Here is a 14,242-nt window from a genome sequence, read left to right as displayed (position 1 = left end):
CTGAGCTCGGCGTGTCGAACCAAGGACCGGATCAACCGTTATTCAGACAGTCCCCGGTGCCGCCGTAATCGCAATATCTCAGTTCAGGCGGTGCCGGCGGGACATATGTATCGCACTCGGCTTCGTACCCTGTCGTGCCGTCTGAGTACAGGGCGGTGCCTGACTGATACAGATCCAAGTCACCGCACTCGTAGGTGATGAGTTGGGGCTGAGGAACAGGCGGCGGCTCAGGTGCCGCCGTCACGTCCACGTTGGAGGTAGGTGACGCCGACACCGTAACGCTCGAACTGCTCGTCACAGGAACAGCTTCGCTCGGTGTCTCGTCGGGGCTGCTCGAGCAGCCGACGCAGACCAGCGCCACTGCGGTGATTGCAATGAAAGTTCTCGTGGACATGCCAACTCCGAGCTGGTCGAGACTGCATGGACCCGTCCCCGGTACAGGCAATGTCGATTCAGTATCGCAATGAACTGACCACCGACACGGGCGATTCGACATTCGGATATGCCGTTATGCCTTCGTTCACAGGCATAACAGGGCTCAGTCCTATAAAAGAGGGGCGTATTGTCGCCTATGCATGTAGTCGCAAGCATAAGGAGCGAATATGGCCCATCCGCGACGACGAAGTCGGAGATATCCGAGTGAGGTGGCGGCCGCCTTCGTCGCACGTCGGCTTCAGTTACGCCTCACTCAAGCAGAGTTGGCATTGCTCGCCGACGTGGGTCGGTCGACGATCCAAGCTCTCGAAGGGGGCAAAGACTCGATCCAACTCGATGGTGCGATCGCCATCGCGAATGCGCTGGGCTGTGACCTTACTTTGCGGACTCGATCCGGAACGCCTGTGCCACCTCTGGATCCGCGTTGACCAAGCCTCAATGCCCGACCGGCCAGGCGGACTGCAACCCCGCGTGGCCGTAGAGCTCAGCCATGGAACCCGAATCGGGTCTCGGCCAAAAAAGGGGACAGATCGTCTCGTACGCAACGATTTCAGGGTCTTGCGTACCGGAACTCGTTGATGACGTCGCACAGTCTGGTCAGGCGCGCTGTACACCCACGCCCGTCAGTCTCTCTGCTGCTGCATCGGTTCCGAGTTCGACTCGGGCATCCGGGTTGTCGATATAGAACCGAATCCACTGTTCCAGCGCCACCGGGTGGACATCGAAGCGTCTGCAGTCGAGTTCGATGTACTTACCTTTCGGCATAATTTCGATTCTCCAGAGCAAGGTTGTGAAGCGCCGAGTCATCTTCGCCATTTCGTCGACCCTCACCAGAACCAACGGGTACGACTCCACGACCACAGCGGTGTCTCTTAGGTCCACCCACCGCACCTGGATGTCGAATGCCCAGCCGCGGTGGCGAATACCGTCATCCGAGAGCTCGAGGTAACCGTTGCGAATACTGCGCAACAGAATTGGAATCAGGAACGAGGCCATGGACAATCCCATTGCAGCAAGAACCCATCCCACCCCACCCGAGGTGTAACCCATCGCGATCACGCAGATCGACAGAGAGCTGACTATCACGACGAGCAACCTCAAGCCCAGCGGGTTGTAGCGCACAGTCGAGCCCTGCACCCAACGGCGGACGTCAGAGCCTGTCTTGATCGACGGAACGTTGGTCCACGCGAAAGCCATTGTGCTGATGCAGAACACAGCAAATCCGAATGTCGACAGAGCAGAGGCGATCATTCCCTCCACGACACTCACCACGCACGAGTACAGAGCAATCAGCGCCGCAACCCCGAAGATCGCGCTTCGAGCGATCATCGACCCCGGCGATGCCACCCAGCGCCGCAATTCACTGGGCCGCACGTCAAAAAATCGCATCCCACGCCCCTGTCGCCAGTTCGCCGATTACCGACCCCGTGCCGGCAACTGCAGCAGCACCATCACCGATGGCGTTGCCGACGCGGCCCGATCGCCGCCCCACAGCATCAGACGCAGCAGGGATCGCGCCGGTTCCATGGTCTGGGCTGTTTTCAGATCCAGTAGCACTCGCCAGATAGTTGTTTCAGTCCCACACCGTGAGCCCGCCGCCCGCCACACTGACTGCTTTGAAGCCCTCGGGCGCTGCAACGGTCCACGCATCGAAATCAGGGTTTGAGGGAACTACCAAGCTTGTACGGTCGGCGAACTCAATTAGCAAGCCGCCATCATCGGATGCATACGCGGACGCGACGCGTCTGCCGATAAGACGCTGGACAGTGCTGTCTTCGGGTAGCAGCGTGTGCGGCACACCGCGAAACCTCTTAACCCCGGGCTCAGTGACTCGAAAATTCGACTCGATGCGAATTTCGCAATCACGCTCTGTATGCAACGCGAGGGAGAACCCGAACTCCAAAGACACAATCGTGTGCCGTACGAGAGGAAGCTCCACGCGTGTCCACCCTCCCGGAATCGGTCGACAGTCTTAGCCGCTCCTGACTGTCAGACGCAGCAGCGATCTCCGCGGTTCCACTGACAAGCCGACCCCGTCGACAGCCTGGTGGATGGCTTCAGCGAGACAGCGCCTGCAAGGTCGCCTCTCCCGCGCGATACCCCGCCTCGAACAGCCATGGCCACTCGGAAAAGTCCTCGGGGTCGACGACCACCGTCTCGACACCGCCGTTTCCACGCAGCTTGGGCATGTTCTCGGGATGGGACGGGAACCGATCCTTCAGGTACGCGGGTTCGAGACTCTGCCGAAAAATCAGCCACGTCCGAGGCGTAAATCCCACTGCTTCAGCACGTTTCGCGAGGTCGATCCAGGCTTCGGCGTTGGCGTACCCACCTTGGAGTACCAGCCTCCGAGTCTCGAGCATCGGAAACACGCCGTACCAGATCGGCGGGTAACTCAGGAGCGTCTGGCACCAGGTACGACGGCGTTCGGGCGGAATGGGTTCCCACTTCGCCTGTGCTGCTTCGAGTTCGCCACTACCGGACATTGTTCACCTCATCCTGGAGGTGCAACCCTCCATCGACTTGCGCGCCTGCGATTGCGGGACGCGCCGGTTCTTCCCCTGGGGCACCCTGTCGATGGAGACGGGGTTGCCGGACAGCCGGCCAGGTACCTACGGCTGTCACTCTTGAACCTTCTTCGACAATAGCCGAGCGTTACGGCTTGGACAATCATTGCGTTCGGCTGAGCAGCTCAACCCATTTCGCACTTCAAGAGTCCCCGGCTCAGAGCCCAGTCAACGACTGCGCCCCGAAAAAGGAGTCCGACCAAAGCAGCGAGACCTCCAGTAGAACCATGCTGTCCGTGCGCTAGGCTCGGTCTTACTGGGGCTCAGTGTATTTCAGCCGCGATCAAGCCTTCAGCTCGATTACCGATTCGACAAGCAGCGCAGTACCTACGTAGACGCACAGCGGCACCGATCACACCTGGATGTGAAAGTCACTCGCCCAGACCCTCCGCGATCTCCCCGATGGACAACAATGTCCGCTGATCGGCATACTCGGCCTCATCGAAATAGCGCTTGAACACCGACCGCATCAGCTCGATGACCTCGATGTGTTGCATCAGCACGACGTGCAGCGATCGATCACCACTGAAGGCAATCCTCTCGAACTTCTCGCCGAGCTGCCTGGCCGAATCCAAGGTGCCGAATGCCTTTACGTCGACCAAGTTTTGCGTTTTCACCACCATATCCTTCAAGTGTCTGATGTAGGCAGCGCACACCTCGTCGCACTGGAACGCCACGCCTTCGGGAATCTCGAGCTGCCCGGACTCTGCCTGCATCGACAGTGACTGCCACTGCTGCATCGTTGATGCAAGCTCGTTCGTTTCCAAACCCATCGGTTGCCTTCACCTACCTTCAGACGGCAAGGACGGCCGGATTGAACGCGCCAACCGTTCGACCTCGACACACGGATCGTCAAGAGGTGGTGTCATCACCAACCCGTCGAGATTCAGGTACACGACGCCACCCGGGTGGCCGAAAGCGACACCGCAGTTGACCTCGTCGTACTTGATGGCCCGCTGGAAGCGCATGCCGTCGAGTCCCTCGATGGGCTCGAAATTCTCGAACGGTCCCCGTTCACGCAGGTAGTCGAGACTTTCAGTAGACGAGAAGATACCGACGCGATACCACGGCGTCGGCAGTGGGTTCGTCCAAAAACAAGTCATCCAGTCTTCCGAGATCGGTAGATCCCCCACCAAGTTCGAGGACTTCGTCTCGACCGCCAAGCCCGCGTCTTCGATGGCAGCCTCTGGGATGGTGCACGGATCCCACGCACCATTGGCCGGCGCGGTTGCCGTCACCGATGTCGTCGACGGGCCCGCAGGGGGAATGCCTTCGGGTGCCCCTCCGCATCCGGTTGCCACCAGCATCAGTCCGACCGCACTCCCGATCAGCAATCGCATCTTGCTCACAGCACTCCGTCCTTGGAACCCGTCCTTGGTGTTGGACGCAGCTACCGGCGCATCGGTTCCATTGGATCGGACGCAGGTGCGTCCGTGCCTGTTTGACCTCAGGCGAGCAGTATCGACGCGTTTCTCACAGATCCAGCATGTCGCGCAGTCGACGCACGCTCATCGCACCAGGTCGTTCCTCGCCCGGCAAAGAATCGAGGAGACGAATCAGATCATCGCGACGAGTGGGATCTGCCGCGGCATCGCGTGGCGTCCATCCGTCGAGAGCGGGTATGGACTCGGTGAGCCACTTCCGTTCGTATTCGCGAATCTGCTCGTCGAGGAGCCCAATCAGCTCTGGAGTCATCTCGACAGGTTCTGTGCTCTTTCCCGACCTTTCGACCATCGCTTCCTCTGCCGACGAACGCCTGTCGCTCAGCTGATCCGCATCAGGGTGAAGGGTGATCACATCGTCGATCAACGTGTCCACGCGGCGTTCGGACATTGCTTCTACCGTCAATCGGGTGCCGTCCAGGGTGAGTGTTCCGAGGATGCTCGTTCCGACCTTCCAATGCCATCGATTCCCCTCCGCAGCCCCGAACTTGCGGCTCAGCCTCCGCCGCAGTCCATCGACCTCACCGAGCTCGAAGACCGACTCGCACAACGCCACCGGATCGCCGTCACGAGTTTCGATTCGGAGAGGAGCCAACCGGGCACTGAGGAAACTCACCAGATCTTCGGGATCGACAGGGTCGGCGTCGAGGATCTCGATCAGCTTCGTTCGTTGCGTCGGATCGACAGGTTCGATTCCACCGAAGATCTGAAACTGTCCACCGACGGGTACGACGCGCGAGCAGATGAATTGTCCTGCGGTCAACTCTCGGCTCGCCGAACGTTCCGTGACAGCGTGTCGGTCGCCGGTACGAATATCTCTCAGAGACAAACCTTCTCCAGGTCTTACGGATTCGATCTCGTGAATCGAGCGTTCCACCAGGAGCCACTGCTGAGCCAGCATCAACTCGTCGGCCGGCAGTAGCGGGCCGTGAGAACTCACGAACTCTGCAAATTTTCCGCCCTCGAACAGCACTACATCGCTGACCATCGGTTCTTCGAAGGCCTTCGACAAGACATCATCACCATCACCGAGATGCTCCGTGCGTATTCGGGCCAGACCGAGGATGAGATCAGCGGAATTCGCCGTTACCGCATAGCCACCGGCCTTCTGGTAGAGCCATTGAGCGCGCTCTTCGAGCGAGAGAACGTTCTTTCCGAGGTGACACACCTTGTACTTACGGCCCGAATCACACCAACAGCGCTCGTTGCGCCCCAGATCGGGTCGGTCCTGAGGGACGTAGGGCTCCAACATCTCTCGCAGGTCCGCGCCAGCATCGGAATCGATACGTCCGAGCAGTGACAGTCCCCGGACTGCATCTCCCCGCGTCGACGCATACTCGGCGAGAGCCAGCACTGCAGGCTCGAAGTGCGAGTCCGCGTCGAGCGCTTTCTCCAACGCTGTCTCGGCCGATAGTGCGTCCCCAAGTCGGTCCAACGCGGTAGCACGGAACCAGTGCGCAGCTGCGGTCGCCCGTCGAGGCCCAGCACTGAGCAGCGCTTCGGCCGCTTGCAGTAGGGCCTCCGCGGTCCCTTTGCTGTCGAAGTGTCTGTTCAGTGCCAGCACGGCGACGTCGGATCGAGCAAGAGGGATGAGCGCATCCGCACCCTCGGAAACTGCTGCCTCGGAATGCTGTTGGGCGTCGTCGGCAATCTCACCGCGAATGTCCCTCACGATGTCGCCGAACAGGACGAGCGCGCGAGCCTCCTCGGTATCGACTCCGAGAGTGTTGGCGACGATGTTCGTTCGAGTTGTGGCCGCTGCGGCGTCGAAATCGAATCCTGTGCGGGCTACCTGGTCCTCGGACTGGTCGATGCCGGCACCGGCGAAGATCTCGGACAGCGGTGGGCCTGGTCGTGTGAACAGGTCCGGATGGTCGTACATCAGTTGGTAGACAACAGCATCGCGATCGACGCTCTCGTCTTCGGGCACAATCTCGCGCACCGCGGCAGTGACGTCGATCTGCTCCAGCGGGCCGTCGACCAATCGGATCGAAACCACACCGTCCATCACTACGAGCGATACCACGTCGCCTCGTTCGTAGTCGCTCAGAGTTCCCGGCGGGAGTACGAGCGCTTCGCTGGGCGGCCACTGCGGGTCGTCGATGCCGCGGCCGGTAAACGCCCCGCCGTCACCGATACCTCTGTACTTCGTGCGGAGACCAGCGGGATCGTCAGCGAACTGCAAGAGCGTCGTGATGGGCGACAGGTCGTCCATCGAGTCGATGATGTCCGACGCCACTTCCTGCTCGGTGAGCCGGTGAGTGAGGACGCGGCCCTCCAGCAGCCTGTCGACAGCGATGTTGCGCATGTCCGGCAGAAACGCAAGATCGATCGAATCGATTGTGTAGACGAGGTCGTACATCTCGCGTCGGTGTCCGAACCTTCGGTCGGACATGGCAATCGCCCAGTCCTCGGTGCTCAGCGGGCCGAGTTCACGGAGGACGTCGAGGGCTGCGGTATCGAGCTCGTCGTATTCATCGTTGCCGTCCATCGCGACCAGCATAAACGTGTCCAGAGGACGACCTGCGGTTCGGCTCGTATCGTCGTCGGGCCCACATTTTTCCTATGCTGTGTTCGTGCCCTCCGACCGAACAGACAGCAACCTCGCTCGCGTCATTCCTCTGTTCGGGCGCCGGGGATCCCGAACCGCCAACACGGAATTCGCCGACGACATCGAGCCGGCAGTCGAGTCCCCGGTCGAAGGACTGACGCCCCACGATATCGAGCTCACACCACCGACCGCCGAGGACGAGTTCGCAGCGCTGACCGCATCGAAGCCGATAGCGCAGCTTCGTTCGCTCCTCGACTGGCTCGGTCCGTCACGACCGATCACCGGCACAGGTGTTCCCCGGCCCGGGTCGGTCAGCGAGCTGGCGAAGGCCGTCGGGGTGGATCTGGACGCGCGTGCGCGGAATTCACGATCCATGCGCGACATCCGCAACCTGATGACGCTGTGGGATGCGGCAACAGCGGCCGGATTGATCGAGTTGACATCCACCATGGCGATACGCGGTCCCTGGGCCGACGAGTTCGCCCACTCACTTCCCGGCTCGCTGGCCGCCCACCGGACGGCTCTCTCGCACGTCATCCGCCGGTACTTCCTCAGCGAGGACCCGCGCCGCCAGTCGCAAGTCCCCGATGTCGTTGCCGGACAGATAGTTCTCGCCGCGATGACGAGCACTCCACGGGAGCGGCTCCCGGAAGTCGGTTCGGCCCACTCCGGAGATCTGTACGAACACATCATTGCGTTGATGCTCCGCGGCCTACTGGACCAATTCATCGCCGACGGGTGGCTGGTCTGCGACGGGACATACGAGGTGCCGGCACCCTTGCGTCCAACCGTCCTGGACGCCATGAAGTCACTTCGATACTACGAAACGGATGACCTCAACCGATGATCATCACCGGATTGTTCTTCGCCGAGTACGCGCGAGCCTCCAACGACATGCTCGACATCCTCGGCGGCGTCTGGGATACCTGCACGGTTCCCCGCCAGACCCGCATGCTCGAATGCCGACTGGTCGCACTGCTGCAGACGGGACCCGATGACATCGGTAAGGACTTTCCCGCGACTCTCGAAGTGCACGACGCAAACGGCGAACACATCGTGAATCAGCGTGGCCTGCAGATCCCCGGTGCCGGCTTCACCGGCGAGAATCGATTCTGGTTCCTGCCGATGCAGATGGTGTTCCGCGACGAAGGACGGCACAACTTCATCCTCAGCGCCGGTGGGGCCACAGCGAGCGTCGGGCTTCGCATTGCCTTCGGCTGACGTCAGGTGCTGATCGACACCCGCGCGGCACGTTCCACCACTCGTCGAGCGGTTCGGGCCACGGCCTCATCGATCAGGAATCCGTTGCTGTCGACGGCCACACCCGAAGTCGCTCGCTCCAAATCGGCCAACATCTCCTCGGCCTCACGCACTGACTCGTCCGAGGGTGCAAACACCGATCGCACAGGAGCGAGTTGAGCCGGATGAATACACGCACGCCCGACAAAACCGAGACCTGCCAGAGCGCGAGTATCGGCCTCGAATACATCGGCATCGCGGAAGTTTCGCGACACCGCAGCAGGCGGTGGATCGATCCCCGCCGCCACGCTGGCTGCGACCACCTGAGCCCGCACGAACGACAGTGACTCCGCAGAACCGTCGACGCCCAGATCGGCGGCGAGGTCCACTTCCCCGATTTGGAGAAACTTGACCCGAGGCGCACGCGCAATCTCGAGGGCCGCGAACACTCCCGCGGCAGTCTCGATGAGAGGCGAGACCACCGCGTCACTGCCACCCAGTAGAGCGTCGGCCTGTTCGATCTCACGGGCAGAAGAGACCTTCGGCAGCCAGATTCCCGTCAGGTTCGGGTGCAGCACTGCACGAATATCGTCCTCCTGCAACGGCCCTGGGTTGACCCGCACCCAGATCTGCACATCACCCGGATCGCAGGCTGCAACCCACGCCGCCACCGTCGCACGCGCACGGTCCTTGTTCGCCGCGGTGACGGCGTCCTCGAGATCCAACACCACCGCGTCGGTACCCGAATTCAGTGCCTTGTCGAACCGCTCCGGCACGTCCCCGGGAACGTAGAGGTACGTCAGAGCGGTCCTCATCCGATGACGCCTGTGCCCGCGACGAGGGACTTCGCGATGACGGTGCGCATAATGTCGTTGGTGCCCTCACCGATGGCCATCAGCGGAGCATCTCGGTAGAGGCGCTCAACGACGAATTCGGTGGAGTAGCCGTAGCCGCCGTGAATGCGCATGGCTTCGAGGCTGGCGGTGATAGCGGCCTCGGAGGCGAAGTACTTCGCCATGCCGGCTTCCATGTCGACGCGCTTGCCCGAATCTGCCTGCGATGCAGCCCAGTACGTCATCAGACGTGCAGCCTGCAGCTGGGTCGCGATGTCGGCGATCTTGAGCTGAATGGCCTGGAACTCGGCGATGGGCTGACCGAATGCGGTGCGCTGCTTCGCGTATTCGAGGGCGGCGTCGTACGCGGCCTGCGCGATGCCGACGCTTCGTCCGGCGATGTTGAGGCGACCGATCTCGAGACCCGACAGTGCCTGCTGCAGACCACGCCCCTCGACGCCGCCGAGCAGAGCATCGACGGGAACGCGCACATCGGTGAACGTGATCTCACACGACTCGGTGCCCTTGTAGCCGAGCTTGCCCATGTCGCGCTGCACCTCGAAGCCGTCGGTCGTGGTGTCGATCAACAGCAACGACATTCCCTTGTGTGCCGGTGTGGTCGTGGTGTCGGTCTTGACCAGTACCGGAAGCACATTCGCGTGCCGGGCGTTGGTGATCCACGTCTTTGCACCGTTGACGACGTAGTGGTCGCCGTCGCGCTTGGCGGTGGTCTTGATGCCCTGCAGGTCGGTTCCGGCACCGGGCTCGGTCAGGCCGACACCCGTACGCCATTCACCGGACGCGAGCTTGGGCAGCAGAGTCTTCTTCTGCTCCTCGGTACCGTGCTTGCCGATCATCCAGCACGAGAGGTTGTGGCTGCCGAGAATTCCGGCAACGCCCATCCATCCGCGGGCGAGCTCCTCGTACACAAGGGTGAACGAGACCTTGTCCAGGTCGAGACCGCCGTACTCCTCCGGCGTCGTGATCCCGAACAGTCCCATGGCCTTCATGTGTTCGACGATCTCGGTGGGGTATCGGCCCGTCTTCTCCCACTCGTTCGCGACGGGGATGATTTCCTTGTCGACGAAGGTGCGCAATGCTTTACGGAAGGCCGACTGTTGCTCGTCGTACGTGAAGTCCATGATGATGTCCTGTCGATCGATGGTGGTCAGGGTGCCGGCGCGATGGCAGCGGCGAGATCGAGAATGGCGGTCAGGTCGGTTTCGTCGACCAATCCGAGAATGCGGTCGGCGAGCTCGGTAGCCCGAGAGTCATTGCCGCAGTTGCCGAGAAACTTCTCCAGCAGACGGTCGTCGCTCAACGGGAACCCGGCGGATCCTTGACTGCCGCCGACGAAGGCGTCCAGCACCCGTCCGTCGGTGAGAGTCAGAACTGCTCTGCCCGACGCGGCCGCCGCGGGAACCTCGGACGGCAGGTTCGTCACCCGTACTTTACGGGCGGTGACGAGGACGTCCTCGCGTGCGATGGATTCGTCGGTGTACGTCGAGACGGTGATCGCTCCGTCGTGGAGCAACGCTGCCACACTCCACGGCAGATCGAACTTGCCGTCGTAGGTGCTCCGCGGTGAGGCGACTCCGGCGTTCGGTCCGCAGACGAACGGACTCGAATCGGGGTGAACGAACACCTCAATGTCGTCGACATCTCTGGCCTGAACTGCGTTGTCGCCAAGCGCTTCCGACACCGCATCGAGCGTCACGTGCATCAGCTGGCAACTGGGATACGGCTTGATGCCGATTCGGGTGGCTTCCCACCGCGTCCCGAGTCCGTCCGTCAGTGCCGCGAAGTTCGTCGGCCGATCGGTCAGCGCAGCGTAGATTCCGCGTCGACCTTCCAGGACCGAGGACGGTCCGGTAGCCCCTGCCGCCGCGAGCCGGGCCGCCAGGACACCGTTCATGCTCGCCGATCCGGGATGCAGCGCCTTGGTGTCGGCGTCGGTATCGAGAAACTCGAGCAAACCCGAACTCGACGACCCGGCGATCCCCAGGGCGTTGACCAAGGTTTCGGTATCGAACTTCGAGAGATGACCGGCGACCAGTGCGGCGGTCAACGGGCCCACCGCCGCGGTCGCGTGCACGCCCCGAGCGTGGAATCCGTGCGGACTGACTTCACCGAGGCGGCAGGCAGTTTCGAGGCCGAGAGCCGCGGCGGTCAGCACATCTGCACCCGAGGCCGACACCTGCTGTCCGACGGCGAATGCCGCAGGAAAGGATACGGCCGTCGCATGAACCAAGGCTCCGGCGTGGGTGTCGTCGAAGTCGAGAGCGTGCACCATGACCCCGGTCGCGAACGCGGCTGCCGGAGCAGACAACCCTCGAGTACCGGTGAGAGGTCGCGCCTCCGCTGGGCCGCCCAGAGCGTCGGCCACGGTCCATCCGGCTCGGCCGTAGCCGAGGCGTTGAGCCGCAACGGCATTCCCGACGCCATCGAGTAAGTGTCGCGCCGCCGCGCGTCGAACGTTCTCGGGCAGGTCGGCGACGGTGACGCCCGACGCCCATTCCGCCAGAACCGTCGAGGTCACGCCCGAACCTCGTCCTTCGCCGTACCGAAGGCACCCTCCGCCTTCAGCTTTGCGACGCGTTCGTCGTCGTATCCCAGTTGATCACGCACGATGTCGTCGAAGTGCTCGTTGCGCTGCGGAGCGCGACGATACTGCTTGGCCTCGGACCCGAAGTTCACCGGGGAGGCGACCTGACGCACCGTGTTGTACACCGGATGCTCGGTCTCGACAACGAGATTGCGCGCTATCGTGTGGGGTTCGGTCAGTGCGTGCTCGACGTCGTTGATCGGCCCGGTCGGAACCCCGGCCGGACCGAGCTTCGAGAGCCAATGCTCGACGGTGTTGGTGGCGAACACCTCTTCCAGGATCGGCAGCAGCACGTCCTGATGCTTGCCGCGCAGTGAGAAGTTGCTGAACCGTGGATCAACACCGAGGTCCGGGCGATCGATGGCGACGACGAGCCGGTCCCAGAACTTCTCCTTCGCGCAGCCGACGATGAGCCAGCCGTCCGTTGCCTCGAAGGCCTGGAACGGAACCAGCGACGGGTGCGCCGAGTTCTTCGTGCGGACTGGCTCGAAGCCAGCGTTGAGATGCCACGTTGCGGGATACGTGAGCAGCGACATCGCCGTGTCGTACAGCGAGACGTCGCAGTCACCGCCGATGCCGTCGCGCTTGGCCGCGTGCAATCCCGACAGCAGCGAGATCGCCGCGACGAATCCACCGGAGTAGTCGACCAGCGACAGACCGGATTTGGTGGGCGGGCCGTCCGGGTCGCCGGTGACGCTCATCCAGCCGGCGAGACCTTGCAGGATGTAGTCGTAGCCGGGCTCTTTCGATCGTGGTCCGGTCATGCCGAAGCCGGTGAGGCTGCAGCATACGATCGCGGGGTTGAGGTGCTTGAGTTGGTCGTAGGTGATGCCGATCTTTTCGGGCACGTCACCGCGGAGGTTGGAGTAGACGGCGTCGCTGGTGCGGACGAGGTCTTCGAACACCGCTCGCCCGCTCGGGGTCGAAAGGTCCAGTGAGAGAGAGCGTTTGTTGCGGTTGAAGCTTTCGAAGAACAGCGAGTCCTCGCCCTCGCTGTAGGGCGGGACGTAGCGGCCGACGTCACCGCCGACGCTGGGGTCCTCGATCTTGATGACATCCGCGCCCAGATCGGCGAGGTGCAGGCTGCCGAACGGGCCTGCGCCGTACTGCTCGAGGGAGATGATGCGGACGTCTTCGAGTGGCCTCATGCGTCGGAGTCTTTCGTCGTGGGGAGTTCGAGCGGTCCGTTCTTCGCTTCGGGGAAGTAGTTCTGCCCGATGCCACTGTCGCGGGTGGCGACCATGACCGAGCGCTTCCACGAAATGACCTCGACGCCATCCTGATTGAGGCCGCGGGTGATCATCGAGACGATGCCGGCGTAGGGGCGTGATTCGGACTTACGCAGTCCGGTGCAGATGCTTTCGGCGTAGAGGGTGTCGCCTGCGTACACCGGGTGGGACATCTTGATGTCGGTGAAGGCGAGGTTCGAGATCGCGTTCTGGCTCATGTCGATCACCGAAAGTCCCAGTACCACAGAGACTGTGAAGCCGGAGTTGACGATGACCTTCCCATCGGTGATGGGGTTCTGAGATGCCAGGTGCGCGTTGAAATGGTTCTGATTGGTGTTGAGCGACAGCAGCGTGATCCACGTGTTGTCGGTCTCCGAGATCGTCCGCCCGAAGGGATGTTGATAGACGTCCCCCACGGCGTAGTCGTCGAAGAAGCGCCCCAGAACGGCCGGATGGATTGCCACCGTGTCTCCTCGTGTCGGTTTGGCGAGTGCCTTACCTAGACCATAAACATCAGATGTTTACGGCGTCAAGGGTTCGGCAAAACCGGCAATCAACGGACTTCAGGTAGATCAGCTCGATAAAGAGCAGATGTTTACGGGTTGCGGAGTCGATCCATCTGCCGGTAGGAGTCGCCGAGGTGGTCGAGATGCTTGCGCATCAGGTCCATCGCGGCCATCGAATCGCCGGCCGCCACCACGTCGCGCAGTCCTCGGTGGTCGCTGTCGACGCACTGCCAGAAGCCCTCGGGCGCGTGGTCGCGACCGAATCGGCCGGACAGGACACGGAAGACAGGTGCGGTGATGAGCTCGAGCAGCGGGTTGTGGGCCGCACGAAGCAAGACGAGGTGGAATTCCTGGTTTTTGGCGAAGGTCTCGGGTCCCTGTACTTCGTTGGGGTCGAAGATCGTCGCGTTGAGTTGTTCGAGATGCTCGTCGGTGCGGCGGAACGCAGCGATGCCTGCGGCCGGCACCTCCATCAGGTTGCGCACTTCCATGAGCTGGTCGACGGTGACGGTCTCTGCGGCGGCCATCAGCGCGACACCTGTTTCCAGGTGCTCACTGATGTGTCCGACGCTGGGGACGGCCACGAAGCTTCCCCCGGTGACTCCCCTGGTCGTCTCGATCAGGTTCTGGCTGGCCAGGGACCGGAGAGCTTCTCGAATGGTGCTACGTCCGACGCCGAATTCGGCGGTGAGCTCGGCCTCGCCGGGTAGCCGCTCCCCCGGCTGCAGCTCACCGGACAGAATGCGGGTGCGCAGATGGCCGGCGAGAACCGCATACGCGGGGACGCTCTTGGCTGTGGCCTTGAGCGGTGCCGATGGAGCCACGTCTTCCCCCT

15 protein-coding genes and 1 riboswitch are annotated in these 14,242 nt (G+C 62.2%); of the genes, 3 read left to right on the top strand and 12 right to left on the bottom strand.

Annotated elements, in window-relative coordinates:
• The first annotated feature begins 602 nt into the window (after nt 1-602).
• Nucleotides 603-863 (top strand): helix-turn-helix domain-containing protein, encoded by a 261-nt coding sequence (locus QM590_RS21370; protein ID WP_269596330.1) that lies wholly within the window; start codon nt 603-605, stop codon nt 861-863.
• A 169-nt stretch (nt 864-1,032) separates the two neighbouring features.
• Here the strand turns inward: QM590_RS21370 and QM590_RS21365 are convergent, their stop codons facing one another.
• From QM590_RS21365 to QM590_RS21345, 6 genes are all read right to left on the bottom strand, one after another.
• Nucleotides 1,033-1,824, bottom strand: coding sequence for a hypothetical protein (locus QM590_RS21365; RefSeq protein WP_269596329.1), 792 nt, complete (start codon nt 1,822-1,824; stop codon nt 1,033-1,035).
• Nucleotides 1,825-2,008: 184 nt separating this feature from the next.
• Nucleotides 2,009-2,374, bottom strand: a complete 366-nt coding sequence (locus tag QM590_RS26000; RefSeq protein WP_411741374.1) for a DUF6188 family protein — start codon at nt 2,372-2,374, stop codon at nt 2,009-2,011.
• Between the two features lie 118 nt (nt 2,375-2,492).
• Complete coding sequence (locus QM590_RS21360) at nt 2,493-2,921, bottom strand: mandelate racemase/muconate lactonizing protein (protein ID WP_269596328.1); 429 nt, start codon at nt 2,919-2,921, stop codon at nt 2,493-2,495.
• A gap of 28 nt (nt 2,922-2,949) precedes the next feature.
• Nucleotides 2,950-3,068, bottom strand: a riboswitch (SAM riboswitch).
• Nucleotides 3,069-3,373: 305 nt separating this feature from the next.
• Nucleotides 3,374-3,775 carry a hypothetical protein gene (locus QM590_RS21355; protein WP_269596327.1) on the bottom strand — a complete coding sequence of 134 codons (402 nt, stop codon included), beginning with the start codon at nt 3,773-3,775 and terminating at the stop codon, nt 3,374-3,376.
• 9 nt (nt 3,776-3,784) lie between these two features.
• Complete coding sequence (locus QM590_RS21350) at nt 3,785-4,342, bottom strand: DUF3558 domain-containing protein (protein WP_269596333.1); 558 nt, start codon at nt 4,340-4,342, stop codon at nt 3,785-3,787.
• 133 nt (nt 4,343-4,475) lie between these two features.
• Nucleotides 4,476-6,935: an SEC-C metal-binding domain-containing protein gene (locus QM590_RS21345; RefSeq protein WP_269596326.1), complete on the bottom strand. Its 2,460-nt coding sequence runs from the start codon at nt 6,933-6,935 to the stop codon at nt 4,476-4,478.
• A gap of 85 nt (nt 6,936-7,020) precedes the next feature.
• On the opposite strand from QM590_RS21345, the gene QM590_RS21340 reads away from it, so the two are divergent.
• Together QM590_RS21340 and QM590_RS21335 are read left to right on the top strand one after the other, a co-directional pair.
• A complete protein-coding gene (locus QM590_RS21340) occupies nt 7,021-7,842 on the top strand; it encodes a hypothetical protein (RefSeq protein WP_269596325.1) in 822 nt (273 codons plus the stop codon).
• Nucleotides 7,839-8,216 (top strand): DUF6941 family protein, encoded by a 378-nt coding sequence (locus tag QM590_RS21335; protein ID WP_269596324.1) that lies wholly within the window; start codon nt 7,839-7,841, stop codon nt 8,214-8,216. Before QM590_RS21340 ends, QM590_RS21335 begins: the two co-directional genes overlap by 4 nt.
• 2 nt (nt 8,217-8,218) lie before the next feature.
• Here the strand turns inward: QM590_RS21335 and QM590_RS21330 are convergent, their stop codons facing one another.
• The 6 genes from QM590_RS21330 to QM590_RS21305 all read right to left on the bottom strand — a co-directional run bounded on the left by QM590_RS21330 (nt 8,219) and on the right by QM590_RS21305 (nt 14,231).
• Nucleotides 8,219-9,049: an HpcH/HpaI aldolase/citrate lyase family protein gene (locus QM590_RS21330; protein ID WP_269596323.1), complete on the bottom strand. Its 831-nt coding sequence runs from the start codon at nt 9,047-9,049 to the stop codon at nt 8,219-8,221.
• A complete protein-coding gene (locus QM590_RS21325) occupies nt 9,046-10,209 on the bottom strand; it encodes an acyl-CoA dehydrogenase family protein (RefSeq protein WP_094741511.1) in 1,164 nt (387 codons plus the stop codon). Before QM590_RS21325 ends, QM590_RS21330 begins: the two co-directional genes overlap by 4 nt.
• 26 nt (nt 10,210-10,235) lie before the next feature.
• The gene (locus tag QM590_RS21320; RefSeq protein ID WP_269596322.1) at nt 10,236-11,606 is read right to left on the bottom strand and encodes an MmgE/PrpD family protein; all 1,371 of its coding nucleotides are present in this window, start codon (nt 11,604-11,606) and stop codon (nt 10,236-10,238) included.
• The gene (locus QM590_RS21315; RefSeq protein ID WP_269596321.1) at nt 11,603-12,820 is read right to left on the bottom strand and encodes a CaiB/BaiF CoA transferase family protein; all 1,218 of its coding nucleotides are present in this window, start codon (nt 12,818-12,820) and stop codon (nt 11,603-11,605) included. The genes QM590_RS21320 and QM590_RS21315 overlap by 4 nt, the downstream gene beginning before the upstream one ends.
• Nucleotides 12,817-13,365 carry a MaoC family dehydratase gene (locus QM590_RS21310; RefSeq protein ID WP_037148390.1) on the bottom strand — a complete coding sequence of 183 codons (549 nt, stop codon included), beginning with the start codon at nt 13,363-13,365 and terminating at the stop codon, nt 12,817-12,819. Before QM590_RS21310 ends, QM590_RS21315 begins: the two co-directional genes overlap by 4 nt.
• 131 nt (nt 13,366-13,496) lie before the next feature.
• The gene (locus QM590_RS21305; protein ID WP_269596320.1) at nt 13,497-14,231 is read right to left on the bottom strand and encodes a FadR/GntR family transcriptional regulator; all 735 of its coding nucleotides are present in this window, start codon (nt 14,229-14,231) and stop codon (nt 13,497-13,499) included.
• Nucleotides 14,232-14,242: the final 11 nt, after the last annotated feature.

The sequence above is a fragment of the Rhodococcus sp. IEGM 1372 genome, assembly GCF_030056835.1.
Taxonomy (GTDB): Bacteria; Actinomycetota; Actinomycetes; order Mycobacteriales; family Mycobacteriaceae; genus Rhodococcoides.
Note: the sequence above shows the minus strand (reverse complement) of the source record. Positions and strands in the feature narration are given on the sequence as shown.

Coding starts and splice junctions, on each gene's coding strand:
- QM590_RS21370 (WP_269596330.1), top strand. CDS start 603: ATGGCCCATCCGCGACGACGAAGTCGGAGATATCCGAGTGAGGTGGCG.
- QM590_RS21355 (WP_269596327.1), bottom strand. CDS start 3,775: ATGGGTTTGGAAACGAACGAGCTTGCATCAACGATGCAGCAGTGGCAG.
- QM590_RS21335 (WP_269596324.1), top strand. CDS start 7,839: ATGATCATCACCGGATTGTTCTTCGCCGAGTACGCGCGAGCCTCCAAC.
- QM590_RS21325 (WP_094741511.1), bottom strand. CDS start 10,209: ATGGACTTCACGTACGACGAGCAACAGTCGGCCTTCCGTAAAGCATTG.
- QM590_RS21315 (WP_269596321.1), bottom strand. CDS start 12,820: ATGAGGCCACTCGAAGACGTCCGCATCATCTCCCTCGAGCAGTACGGC.
- QM590_RS21330 (WP_269596323.1), bottom strand. CDS start 9,049: ATGAGGACCGCTCTGACGTACCTCTACGTTCCCGGGGACGTGCCGGAG.
- QM590_RS21360 (WP_269596328.1), bottom strand. CDS start 2,921: ATGTCCGGTAGTGGCGAACTCGAAGCAGCACAGGCGAAGTGGGAACCC.
- QM590_RS21365 (WP_269596329.1), bottom strand. CDS start 1,824: ATGCGATTTTTTGACGTGCGGCCCAGTGAATTGCGGCGCTGGGTGGCA.
- QM590_RS21345 (WP_269596326.1), bottom strand. CDS start 6,935: ATGGACGGCAACGATGAATACGACGAGCTCGATACCGCAGCCCTCGAC.
- QM590_RS21350 (WP_269596333.1), bottom strand. CDS start 4,342: ATGCGATTGCTGATCGGGAGTGCGGTCGGACTGATGCTGGTGGCAACC.